The organism is Parabacteroides sp. KHUB-02 (genome assembly GCF_056640955.1).
The window spans coordinates 3,528,643-3,541,170 of sequence record NZ_JBWQEV010000001.1 but is presented as its reverse complement, the minus strand read 5'-3'; the positions used below and the strand labels follow the sequence as shown (position 1 = coordinate 3,541,170).

At 46.5% G+C, this 12,528-nt stretch carries 9 protein-coding genes, 2 tRNA genes and 3 rRNA genes; 5 read left to right on the top strand and 9 right to left on the bottom strand.

All coding sequences use genetic code 11. The features are described from left to right. Positions 1-124: 124 nt before the first annotated feature. The 8 genes from ACYIA1_RS15380 to ACYIA1_RS15345 form a co-directional block, all read right to left on the bottom strand. Positions 125-1,306, bottom strand: coding sequence for a 6-bladed beta-propeller (locus ACYIA1_RS15380; RefSeq protein WP_480335770.1), 1,182 nt, complete (start codon positions 1,304-1,306; stop codon positions 125-127). Positions 1,307-1,313: 7 nt separating this feature from the next. After that, a complete protein-coding gene (locus ACYIA1_RS15375; RefSeq protein WP_480335768.1) occupies positions 1,314-2,564 on the bottom strand; it encodes a 6-bladed beta-propeller in 1,251 nt (416 codons plus the stop codon). A 39-nt stretch (positions 2,565-2,603) separates the two neighbouring features. Continuing rightward, positions 2,604-3,719: a 6-bladed beta-propeller gene (locus tag ACYIA1_RS15370; protein ID WP_480335766.1), complete on the bottom strand. Its 1,116-nt coding sequence runs from the start codon at positions 3,717-3,719 to the stop codon at positions 2,604-2,606. Positions 3,720-3,972: 253 nt separating this feature from the next. Beyond that, complete coding sequence (locus ACYIA1_RS15365; RefSeq protein ID WP_005863967.1) at positions 3,973-4,194, bottom strand: hypothetical protein; 222 nt, start codon at positions 4,192-4,194, stop codon at positions 3,973-3,975. Positions 4,195-4,205: 11 nt separating this feature from the next. Next, a complete protein-coding gene (locus ACYIA1_RS15360) occupies positions 4,206-4,652 on the bottom strand; it encodes a hypothetical protein (protein WP_480335764.1) in 447 nt (148 codons plus the stop codon). A gap of 248 nt (positions 4,653-4,900) precedes the next feature. Then, a complete protein-coding gene (locus ACYIA1_RS15355) occupies positions 4,901-5,128 on the bottom strand; it encodes a DUF4248 domain-containing protein (RefSeq protein ID WP_008773303.1) in 228 nt (75 codons plus the stop codon). Continuing rightward, a complete protein-coding gene (locus ACYIA1_RS15350) occupies positions 5,115-5,729 on the bottom strand; it encodes a DUF6633 family protein (protein WP_480335762.1) in 615 nt (204 codons plus the stop codon). Before ACYIA1_RS15350 ends, ACYIA1_RS15355 begins: the two co-directional genes overlap by 14 nt. Continuing rightward, on the bottom strand, positions 5,632-6,243 hold the full coding sequence (locus ACYIA1_RS15345; protein ID WP_480335760.1) for a DUF4373 domain-containing protein: 612 nt from the start codon (positions 6,241-6,243) through the stop codon (positions 5,632-5,634). The genes ACYIA1_RS15350 and ACYIA1_RS15345 overlap by 98 nt, the downstream gene beginning before the upstream one ends. A 612-nt stretch (positions 6,244-6,855) precedes the next feature. On the opposite strand from ACYIA1_RS15345, the gene ACYIA1_RS15340 reads away from it, so the two are divergent. The 5 genes from ACYIA1_RS15340 to rrf all read left to right on the top strand — a co-directional run bounded on the left by ACYIA1_RS15340 (position 6,856) and on the right by rrf (position 11,863). Next, positions 6,856-8,380: ribosomal RNA gene (locus ACYIA1_RS15340) — 16S ribosomal RNA — on the top strand. Between the two features lie 150 nt (positions 8,381-8,530). Then, positions 8,531-8,604: transfer RNA gene (locus tag ACYIA1_RS15335), tRNA-Ile, on the top strand. A gap of 10 nt (positions 8,605-8,614) precedes the next feature. Next, positions 8,615-8,688: transfer RNA gene (locus ACYIA1_RS15330), tRNA-Ala, on the top strand. A gap of 105 nt (positions 8,689-8,793) precedes the next feature. Next, positions 8,794-11,669, top strand: a 23S ribosomal RNA gene (locus ACYIA1_RS15325). 83 nt (positions 11,670-11,752) lie between these two features. After that, positions 11,753-11,863: ribosomal RNA gene (gene rrf, locus ACYIA1_RS15320) — 5S ribosomal RNA — on the top strand. The 16S, 23S and 5S rRNA genes sit together here with 2 tRNA genes alongside, the layout of an rRNA operon. Positions 11,864-11,970: 107 nt before the next feature. On the opposite strand, the gene ACYIA1_RS15315 is transcribed toward rrf, so the two are convergent. Then, on the bottom strand, positions 11,971-12,510 hold the full coding sequence (locus ACYIA1_RS15315) for an RNA polymerase sigma-70 factor (protein ID WP_259013169.1): 540 nt from the start codon (positions 12,508-12,510) through the stop codon (positions 11,971-11,973). Between the last annotated feature and the right edge of the window lie 18 nt (positions 12,511-12,528).

Here is a 12,528-nt window from a genome sequence, read left to right as displayed (position 1 = left end):
TGAAGGAAGTAAGCAGTTCTGACGCCCATCCTTGAAAGTCATATAGATAGCGCCATATCCCGTGTCCGGGTGTTTGTATCCATTTATATATACTATATTTGTAATGTGATCTTTTTATTGGATATCACTTCTTTTTTCTACACAACACGATCAGTTGATTTGTGTCCTCTCCCCAACTTTCGAACTGTTTTTGCAAGGTAGGGGATAGGGTGCGTTTCTTATCCTTTATCCATTGCGCTAGGTCGAACCATTCCATGGTCGTAATGTATAGGTCGTTAGTACTCCAACGAGGCCAGAAATTGGGGCCACCTAAAATATCGTCGGTGATTTTCATCCCGTCCTCATTTTTCACAACAAAACCCTCCCTCTCTTTTTTATCGTAAATCACGAATTTGTAATCATTCTCATTCTCTCCCCGTTGAGTCTGCTTTTGCCTGACTGCGGTGAAAAAGAAGTAACGATCGTCTTCCTCCAATCTTGGTATATTCCAATAATTAATCGCATTTTTGTTATATGCGTCCTCGGAATACCAAGCCTCGTACTCTATGGGCATCTGGTATTTACCCATATCTAGATAGAGATAAGGTCTCCATTTTGTTCCCGATAACAGATATACGGTATCTCTTGACGAGCGGGTTTTCATATAAACATTCTCTTTATATTTCGAGAATTCTCTCAATTCAGAGGAGGAGACAAAAGAAAATCCCTCGTTGAGACTCTCTATCCCATAATTCGGATTGGGCATGACAGTAACGGTATCACCCGCTAAACTCAATGCGCAAGCCATATATTTATCTATATGCATACAAAGATTACAAGTCCATAATACAGAATCCACAAAGACTATATTAAAAAAGTAATCATTAATTTTCTCCTTCCGAAGAAAATTTCCATCGTAATCATAATATAAGATCTGTTGCGTATCCGCATGGATGATCTCTTTTCGAGTAGGATTTATATCTATGCCTAGAATATAGAGATATTCGTCGGGTCCTTGTCCTTGACGGCCTATTTGTTTAACGAATTCACCGGTTCTCGTAAATTTGTAAATTCCTTGCCTTGTGTGAATCAACCAGAAATTATCACCGCAGACAATGTTTAAGATGCGGGAGATTACGATATCATGTGGAGTCTTCAACTCTAAATACTCAATGGTATCGGCTATCTCGGAGATTTTCATCTTTTGCTCTGTCTCTATGCATCGCTCGAAAAGTATGGTTCGCAACTTATCCGGATTCTCTGGGTTTCGATTGCATCCTACCGTTAAAAGTATGCATATCGCTGAGATTGTGATTATGGCTTTCATGTTTCTTTTATTTTGTTTTCAATTTTCCTATAAAGACGATACAATTATCATCATCGGTAATTCGATTATTCAACTCTTTTACTTTTCTCAACACCTCCGGAGATAGTTTTTGATTGGAAATCAAAACTTTTTCCAATTGCTCTTTTAATGCGTAAGGTTCCATGATCGCAGTGAAATAACCTCGATTGAAGGACGGATTGGTAGGCCCATCTATATTCCCTAGCATATTCCATTTCAAATTCACGAAACAACCTTTAAGGCTTTGTTTGTCTACTAGGATTTTCGGGAAACGGGGTAACTCATTATTCCATGAGGTCTGTGTATACCAAGTGACTAGAAAGTGATTGGGCAGCTCCGTGAAATAATGGCAGATCGGCTCATGACCCGTATGCATCGTAAAAACAGGGTGTAGCGTATTCGAGTCTATGTCATAATGATAAAGTGTGTCTTGCGAGGCTATACAATTATGAAGATAGAAGTTGGAAGCGTTGGTATTCAATGACTCCCGTACCTCATAATCGTAAGTGCTTGGGATCAACATGAATTGGTCGGAGACCGGATATTCTTGGATGATATTGCCTTCGAAATCCTGTGTCCAGATCAATGCGGTGGGAGTTCCTTGAAAAGGTATGCACATGACGGTTACTGTTTTTTTCTCGTCATTGATAACAAATCGTCCTTTATGGGTTATATAGGCCAGAGGAATGTGTTTTTGTGGCTGCCCGTCGAGGTCAAACACTAATATCTTAGAGGCACGAATCTCCATTAGATAGATTTTATTATTATTTTCATCTAAATACTGATCATAAATAGATAAGTTATATTCATCCGGCCCTTGTCCTTGGGAGGAGATCTTTCTGATGAAATCCCCATTACGGTTATAGAGCTTACAGGAAGAGCCTGCCCTAAAAGATTTCACTAAAATATAATGGTCACTCACGGCTATATGGGTATCTTGTCCTGCGGCGGTCAGTGCGTCTTCCGAATTTTCTAGGCGAATAACTTGAAAGGAAGATAGCAAGGAGCTTAATGGTAAATTGAATGTATCCTTTACGGAAGAAAAGTCTAAATTAGTCACCGGATCTCCTTGCAGATTAATAACCTGTGCTATGACCGGGCAATTATCCAAGGTCAACTTCTTAGATACATTTTTTTCTTTATTTCCGCAAGAGAAAATAATCGTTAGTAATGTAATCGATACGCAATATATGATTTTATTATTTAAATAATGAATATTACACAAGTTGAATCGTTTCATGATAATAGAATGATATTTAATAATGATAATATATATAAATTATTTAAGTATAGCGATAATCAAAATAGGATTATCACCAGATTTTCTGTCTGCCAATTCTTTTTGATTCAAACTTACCTTCTTGAATTGTTCCATTTGTTTCTCCTTTTTTTCTTCTGTCAATAGAGAAATTAATACGTTTTGGTTGGAGGAAGCCATCCAATAGGGTACAAAATCGGGGCCTTGTTTTAGATCTTCCACAAAACCATACTGCTCATTTTGTAAGTTAGAGCAAGAGCTATCGGATTTATTGACAAGTAGGTTGTGAAAAATATTCTGATATGCATAAGTAATTAATAGAATATTATCGGTCTCCACGATGTTGCGAACGGAGACTTGTTGCGCTAAATTTTGAGGGTTCTTGAGGTCGTTCTTGCTTCGTACCATCGGGCCTGTATATATTGTATATGCAGGTTCCAACTGAAGAGGGGCGTGTACCAGATATACTTGGTCCAACAGCGGATTCTTATAGTAAATATTTCCTTTGTATTGATAGAAGAAGGGCATTTCAAACAGCAGCATGTCCATTTGGTTGTCGGTAATCGTGGTAGGTAAGGACTGAACGATTTTGCCATCGCTATCCGCAAGGAAAAGCTCTTTCACGTCGCTCTTGTTTTCTATTCTGTTGAACCGATTGTTGTAAAAGAGAAAATCGCCTCCTATCTTTTGTATTGTCCAAGGAGATTCCTCGAAAGAGATTTTCCGTTGGAACTTTCCCTCGTATGTATATTGATACAGCGATTTTGTTTGCGGACTTATCACATACACGCAATTGCCGGATTCATCCACATAAAAATAGACAGCCGAGGGATACTCTTCCGGTCCATCACCTTTATTGCCTATTTTATTCAAGAACTTGCCGGACTTATCGAATCGGAAAAGAGACCCGGTCTGCAAATCTCCCACAAAGATCGCGTCTTTTCCATAATGGATTTGTAACTCTTCGCTTAGTAAAGATTCATTGGTCGTTTCTAAAGGAACATATACAACTTCTTTCGCTACTTTGCTAAGATTTACTTTTTGGTAACTAGCTTTATTCCCATAAAGATCTATTCTTTGTTGAGCATTTGATAAAGCTGTAATTAAAAACATGGTAATAATTAGTATAGCTTTCATAAGAGACAAATTTGCAATTTAATATTTTCTATATTTACAAGAAGCGATCACTCTCAATGACAGATGTGGCTCCCCAATAAATACTTGCGTGTTTCCCGTAGTCTATATTTGGATACCAAACTTCACGTTGTAATGAAAATTTGTATTTACAGAGCTCTCACGACAAACATATACTTCTTCCTGTATATAAGCAAATAATATCTCCGGTATTTTCGTAATAGTGTTGTTTAGCATTTCGAAATTCTATTTTTTCTTAATAGTTCCTTTTCTCCTTATATTTATAATCCACCCCGAATAGGGCGCCGGCGAAAGTGGAGACTTCACCGAAGCCGATTAATACGGAATTATGGATCTCTCCCGTGGGGCTACACCAGAATCCCATGAACAGCAGCGAGAGGCCGGCTAGGCATAACATCACGGCTACTGTTAATTGTATATTTATTCTTTTCTGATACTTATTTCTTTTATGGTTCATAGGATGAGTTTTTATTTTGTCGAGGTCGTTTTTTTGAGAATCACGATGAGGGCAAGGCCCGGCGCTAGCCATAGCCACCAAGGAACCGCCTGTCTTTTTCGCTCCTTGCTCTCCTGCGATACGTGCGTGGCGGTACTGGTTTGCGTGGATCGTTGGGCGCTGGACCGGGAAGAGGTATCCGTAGCCGATCGCCGGGATCGCTGCCGCAGGGTGGCGGTAGTCACGGACAGTGGGTATTGCCGTCCGGAACTGTCGGGGATGGAGAGGGTCACTTGGCGCAAGGTTGCCGATAGGTGATTCTGGCTGTCGCTTCCGGCTTTATGAAAGAGATGGTCGATACGGATTGCCGAGAGGGAGTCTTTCTCGTGTTTATACAGCCTTTGCTTGTTATCTCGTGAAACCGAGCAAGACAATGCGGATAGGGTAATTAGCCCGATACATACAAGTTTATTCATCATTTCTTTTTTCCGCAAAGGTAAGAGACTGAAAAAAGGGCAGTCGGTCAGTGTCGGTCAATGTCGGGATTTGTACCCGAAAAAAAGACGTACGTGTTTTCGGAAAAAGTCGTACGTGTTTTTCGAAAAACATGTACGTGTTTTTTTGAGAACATCTACGGCCGTGATTCGCTCGAGAAAAAGAGTTGGATTACGGGAGAAATCACCGTTATGCCGTTAATACTGGAAAATTGATAATTGAGGCTTGGAAATTAAAGGTTCCAATTCTCGGGGTCGCCCATATGATCGACGATGGTCCGCACTTGCAAGGGCGTGTAGAGGCGGAGGCCTTTACGATAGCCGATGGCTTCGAGGGCAGACAGTAGCTCCGGGTCTCGGCGGATGAAACGGGTCAATTGCGTGGAGGCCGAGGAGGGAAGTACGTTCGGGAAATATAAAAGGGCCAACTCTTGATGGCCGTAGATTCTATTCGTGTTCATGGTGTTGCTTTTTTTGTTCTTTTAATTTTAAATACTCTTCATACGTGATACCACTCGAGGATGGGGTGGTCGTGGCGGGAGCTGCCGTGTCCGGTTGCCGGTAGCGGACGCTCTCTTTCCGTCGCTCGTCCATGAATTGCAGGAGCGAGGTGGTGATGGTCAAGGCATCCACCGATCCGTAGAAGCGTCCGTACCGCCCGCATTTCAGCCGGTGGAAGAACAGGAGCATCTCGGAGGCTTTTAAAAATGGATACTCGGTGAGAATCAAGGCCGACAGCTCTTTTTGGCGGCTGACGGGCATTTTTTCTTTTACCCCTGCGAACAGGTTCACGTTCTCCAGTTGGATGCAGATCCATACGATCGCTACCGGCTCGCCGTAGCCGACGGCTATCGTGGCCAGCGTAGGGGCCGTGCCCGTATAGGTCCGCTCCGGGTGACGGGCAGCGGCGATCTGTAGATCGGGGGTGAATATCGATAGGAAACTTTGGGCGTCGCCGTAGCGTTTACGCATGTCGGCTAGCGCTTGTGGCGTTGGCTGCCATTTGGAGTAGCTCGGCTCTGCGGCCTGCCTCTCCGTTATCATTTGAGGTCGAATGTTCATTTCTAGCTTGAATTTTTGTTACCGTGTTTGTTTTATTTTCTTTTCCTTTTCCTTTTGGGGAGGTTTCTGGCGCGAAAACCGGGGTTTCCGTAACAGGAACCGATATTTCTACCGTAGGAATAGGGGTGGTCTCTTCCCGGAGTTCCCATTCGGGGGAGATGCGGGATAGGCTCCGCTTGTTGATTACCCGATAGCGGGATTGGATTCCGAAAGAGGTGAGGATTCCTTGCCGGGCGAATAGATCCCGGTTAAATAATCGGATCTCAACGCAAAATCCGATGATCTCGCGAACTCGCTCTTCCTTCAGGTTAAGCGTAAATCCGATGTCAAAGCAGAAATCGTCCGTGTATCGGACGTAATAGCCCGTGGTTCCATACGCTTCGCACAGGATCGCCATGTAGGTGGAGAAACCTTCGCATCCATAATTTTGAAATAAACGACGTGTTTTTCGGTCGGACAGTATATCGGTATCCAGCGGAAAATAGCTTAATCCCTTTTTGATTGGTCTCGACATAATTTTTTTAATTTTATTGGCATTCCGGTTCGTTCTCCCGTACGAGGGATGAAGAAGTAGGTTTAAGGTTCGGCTAACAAACTCGAAAACGAAATTCGACTCTCTCTTCCATCTCTATTTGGATGCGAACTTAATTATTTTAGATGAATTTGAACGCTAAATAGGGTATCCTATAATATAATGTACCCGATCCCCTCGTTGAGAAAAAACTTGCAAAATAATGCCCGATAAATTTGGATTGTATGTTTTATAGCATTACTTTTGCACCCGCATTCGAGAGAGAACGGCGCTTCAGAAATGATGGAAACGTGGAGGTATCCTTGGGTAGGGGATGAGGTTGGCTGGGCCAAGCGATAATTTCCAACCGCCCGGAGATCGACGAGAGAAAATAAATCGAGAATTTTTCACCGAAAAATTTGGAGATTAAAAAAAAGTCCTTACCTTTGCAGCCGCAATCGAGAAACGATAGCGACAAGAGTTCTTTGAGAGATTTACATAATTCAACAAGTAGTACAAGTATAGGAAAATTAATTTTCCGGATTGATACCGTCAAGAAGTATGACTTTGGACTACAATAACGGATTCCGGAGCGAGGATAATAAAACAATTTAAACAACGAAGAGTTTGATCCTGGCTCAGGATGAACGCTAGCGACAGGCTTAACACATGCAAGTCGAGGGGCAGCGGGGGTAGCGATACCCGCCGGCGACCGGCGCACGGGTGAGTAACGCGTATGCAACTTGCCTATCAGAGGGGGATAACCCGGCGAAAGTCGGACTAATACCGCATAAAGCAGGGGCCCCGCATGGGGATATTTGCTAAAGATTCATCGCTGATAGATAGGCATGCGTTCCATTAGGCAGTTGGCGGGGTAACGGCCCACCAAACCGACGATGGATAGGGGTTCTGAGAGGAAGGTCCCCCACATTGGTACTGAGACACGGACCAAACTCCTACGGGAGGCAGCAGTGAGGAATATTGGTCAATGGGCGCGAGCCTGAACCAGCCAAGTCGCGTGAGGGATGAAGGTTCTATGGATCGTAAACCTCTTTTATAAGGGAATAAAGTGCGGGACGTGTCCTGTTTTGTATGTACCTTATGAATAAGGATCGGCTAACTCCGTGCCAGCAGCCGCGGTAATACGGAGGATCCGAGCGTTATCCGGATTTATTGGGTTTAAAGGGTGCGTAGGCGGCCTTTTAAGTCAGCGGTGAAAGTCTGTGGCTCAACCATAGAATTGCCGTTGAAACTGGGGGGCTTGAGTATGTTTGAGGCAGGCGGAATGCGTGGTGTAGCGGTGAAATGCTTAGATATCACGCAGAACCCCGATTGCGAAGGCAGCCTGCCAAGCCATGACTGACGCTGATGCACGAAAGCGTGGGGATCAAACAGGATTAGATACCCTGGTAGTCCACGCAGTAAACGATGATCACTAGCTGTTTGCGATACACTGTAAGCGGCACAGCGAAAGCGTTAAGTGATCCACCTGGGGAGTACGCCGGCAACGGTGAAACTCAAAGGAATTGACGGGGGCCCGCACAAGCGGAGGAACATGTGGTTTAATTCGATGATACGCGAGGAACCTTACCCGGGTTTGAACGCATTTCGACCGCTCTGGAAACAGAGCCTCTAGCAATAGCGATTTGCGAGGTGCTGCATGGTTGTCGTCAGCTCGTGCCGTGAGGTGTCGGCTTAAGTGCCATAACGAGCGCAACCCTTGCCACTAGTTACTAACAGGTTAGGCTGAGGACTCTGGTGGGACTGCCAGCGTAAGCTGCGAGGAAGGCGGGGATGACGTCAAATCAGCACGGCCCTTACATCCGGGGCGACACACGTGTTACAATGGCGTGGACAAAGGGAAGCCACCTGGCGACAGGGAGCGAATCCCCAAACCACGTCTCAGTTCGGATCGGAGTCTGCAACCCGACTCCGTGAAGCTGGATTCGCTAGTAATCGCGCATCAGCCATGGCGCGGTGAATACGTTCCCGGGCCTTGTACACACCGCCCGTCAAGCCATGGGAGCCGGGGGTACCTGAAGTCCGTAACCGAAAGGATCGGCCTAGGGTAAAACTGGTGACTGGGGCTAAGTCGTAACAAGGTAGCCGTACCGGAAGGTGCGGCTGGAACACCTCCTTTCTGGAGCTTTAGGATTCCGTACCGAGGTCATACGAGGTATCGATCGCCTTGTGCTGCTGTTGAGATTATGTTTATTATATAGATCAATGACCGGAAGGCCGGTCGGAGAGAGAAAGATGACGCTGGGACGTAAGTCTTGGCAAAGTTGACAGTCCTATAGCTCAGTTGGTTAGAGCGCTACACTGATAATGTAGAGGTCGGCAGTTCAACTCTGCCTGGGACTACTCCGAATGAGGGGGATTAGCTCAGCTGGCTAGAGCATCTGCCTTGCACGCAGAGGGTCAACGGTTCGAATCCGTTATTCTCCACGCATCCCGCGAGGGAAAGAGGATCTTTGACATATTGGACATCAAAAAGAAGAAACAAGTAGAGCGAGCTTAAGATATATCAACCCGTACGTATGTACGAGGTGAGAGAAAGTAAGCAAGGGCAGACGGTGGATGCCTTGGCTCTCGGAGGCGACGAAGGACGTGATAAGCTGCGAAAAGCCCGGGGGAGGCGCAAATAGCCCTTGATCCCGGGATATCCGAATGGGGCAACCCGGCAGGCTGAAGGCCTGCCATCCCGTAAGGGAGGCGAACGTGGGGAACTGAAACATCTAAGTACCCATAGGAGGAGAAAATAAACAATGATTCCGTAAGTAGTGGCGAGCGAACACGGAAGAGCCCAAACCCATGTCGTCTAGGCGACACGGGGGTTGTAGGACCACGACGTGGCAAGATAGAGTCAAGTGGAACGCCTTGGAAAAGGCGGTCATAGAGGGTGAAAACCCCGTACACGACTGACGATTGAAGCCTAGTGGCATCCTGAGTAGCGCGGGGCACGAGAAATCTTGCGTGAAACAGCGGGGCCCATCCCGTAAGGCTAAATACTCCCGAGAGACCGATAGCGAACCAGTACCGTGAGGGAAAGGTGAAAAGAACCCCGAGCAGGGGAGTGAAATAGACCCTGAACCCGTCTGCCTACAAGCGGTCGGAGCATAGCAATATGTGACGGCGTGCCTTTTGCATAATGAACCTACGAGTTACCTTCCCCGGCAAGGTTAAGTACCTAAGGTACGGAGCCGAAGCGAAAGCGAGTCTGAAGAGGGCGGCCAGTCGGGGGGGGTAGACGCGAAACCGAGTGATCTACCCTTGGCCAGGTTGAAGGTTGGGTAACACCAACTGGAGGACCGGATGGGTAAGCGTTGAAAAGCTTTCCAATGAGCTGAGGGTAGGGGTGAAAGGCTAATCAAACTCGGAGATAGCTCGTACTCCCCGAAATGCATTTAGGTGCAGCCTCTTTATAGTATATCGTGAGGTAGAGCGACTGATTGGATGCGAGGGCTTCACCGCCTATCAAGTCCAGATAAACTCCGAATGCGCGATATATATTTACAGGGAGTGAGGGCGCGGGTGCTAAGGTCCGTGTCCGAGAGGAGAAGAATCCAGACCACCGGCTAAGGCCCCCAAATGATCGTTGAGTTGAACTAACGAGGTCGGATCGCAGAGACAGCTAGGATGTTGGCTTGGAAGCAGCCATTCATTTAAAGAGTGCGTAACAGCTCACTAGTCGAGCGATCTGGCGTGGATAATAATCGGGCATAAACGATCTGCCGAAGCCGTGGATGTCGTAAGACATGGTAGGGGAGCATTCCATGCGGCGTCGAAGATGAGGGATGACCCTTGTTGGAGCGCATGGAAAAGCAAATGTAGGTATGAGTAACGATAAGGGGGGCGAGAAACCCCCCCGCCGAAAGACCAAGGTTTCCTGATCAACGCTAATCGGATCAGGGTGAGTCGGGACCTAAGGCAAAGCCGAACGGCGACGCCGATGGAAGAATGGGTTAATATTCCCATACTGCCTCATGGAGTGACGTGGAGACGGAGAAGTGACAGTCCTGCCGGCTGACGGAATAGCCGGTTGAAGGGTGTAGATATTGATTCCCGTAGGCAAATCCGCGGGGAGAGTCGAACCTGAGAGTATACGGAGCGCTTGCGCAACGTAATATGGACGTAACCATGCTCCCAAGAAAATCCGCTAAACTTATCCATGCGGCACCCGTACCGTAAACGGACACACGTGGTCGGGTTGAGAATACTGAGGCGCTCGAGTGACTCACGGTTAAGGAACTAGGCAAATTGACCCTGTAACTTCGGGATAAAGGGTCCTCGTCGTAAGGCGAGGCGCAGAGAATAGGTCCAGGCAACTGTTTAACAAAAACACATGGCTGTGCTAAATGGAAACATGACGTATACAGCCTGACACCTGCCCGGTGCTGGAAGGTTAAGAGGAGATGTCATCGCGAGAGAAGCGTTGAATTGAAGCCCCAGTAAACGGCGGCCGTAACTATAACGGTCCTAAGGTAGCGAAATTCCTTGTCGGGTAAGTTCCGACCTGCACGAATGGTGTAATGATCTGGACACTGTCTCAACCGTGAGCTCGGTGAAATTGTAGTATCGGTGAAGATGCCGATTACCCGCGATGGGACGAAAAGACCCCGTGAACCTTTACTATAGCTTTACATTGAATTTGGGCAGACGATGTGTAGGATAGGCCGGAGGCTTTGAAGGGGGTACGCCAGTATCCTTGGAGCCGCCGTTGAAATACGGCCCTTCGGTTGTTTGAGTTCTAACTCCTAGGCAGGAGGACACTGTATGGTGGGTAGTTTGACTGGGGTGGTCGCCTCCAAAAGCGTAACGGAGGCTTCTAAAGGTGCCCTCAGACCGATTGGTAACCGGTCGCAGAGTGTAATGGCATAAGGGCGCTTGACTGGGAGAGATACAACTCGATCAGGTAGGAAACTAGAGCATAGTGATCCGGTGGTTCCGCATGGAAGGGCCATCGCTCAAAGGATAAAAGGTACTCCGGGGATAACAGGCTGATCATTCCCAAGAGCTCATATCGACGGAATGGTTTGGCACCTCGATGTCGGCTCGTCACATCCTGGGGCTGGAGAAGGTCCCAAGGGTTGGGCTGTTCGCCCATTAAAGTGGCACGCGAGCTGGGTTCAGAACGTCGTGAGACAGTTCGGTCTCTATCTATCGTGGGCGCAGGAGATTTGAGGGGCTCTGACACTAGTACGAGAGGACCGTGTCGGACGTACCACTGGTTTACCGGTTGTCCCGCCAGGGGCACCGCCGGGTATCTAAGTACGGATCGGATAAGTGCTGAAAGCATCTAAGTACGAAGCCGGCCTCAAGATTAGATCTCCCTGAAGGGTGGTTATAGACGATGACCTTGATAGGCCACAGGTGTAAGGGCGGCGACGTCCGAGCCGAGTGGTACTAATAGCCCGGGACTTTCCTCACGTGAGGGTTGATATATTTTAAGACGATAAGGCGAAGCTGGTCTCTTCGGGTTGATGTCCGGTCAAAATCTTGATAATGAAATTAAGGTGGCTATAGCACGAGGGATCCACCTCTTCCCATTCCGAACAGAGAAGTTAAGCCTCGTCACGCCGATGGTACTGCGTAACAGTGGAAGAGTAGGTAGCCGCCGTCTTAGGTGAAAGGAGTCAGTCGAAAGATTGGCTCCTTTTTTTGGTATATACACCAGCCGTTGTAGAGATGTGGCACGCTACGTCTTTACAAAGAGGGAACGTGGATAGATTAGTCGTTTATTTCTTTAGCTAGAGATTCCCGTAGTTTCCGGACTGCCGTGGCGATGTGGGCTTCTAATGTCTTTACTGATATTTCTAGGATATTTGCCGCATCCTTATATTTCATCTTATCTTCACGGATCAGTTTAAAAGCCATCTTGCATTTATCCGGGAGTGTATTGATCGCCTCATTTAAATGATCGATGCATTCTTTGGAAATAAGTTCTTCCTCGGGCGTAGTATCAGTATGCGCAAATAAATCGATCGTATTCTCATCGATCTGGACTTTCTCCATATGCTGTGTCCGGTATAGGCTGATGGCTTTGTGGCGGGCTATGCCATAGATATAAGAATCGAAGTTAGAGATCTTCGGTAATGACTTTCTATTATTCCAAAGACTTAGAAATGTATCAGAGACAATTTCCTCAGCTTCTACAGAGGAAGGCACATAAAGGGATGTAAACCGCATTAGCCTCTGAAAATAGGCTAAATAAAGCGATTTAAAAGCAGTTTGAGAATCGGATAGCGCGATTTCACAGACCCATTGCATTATTTCTTTGGAGTGTTT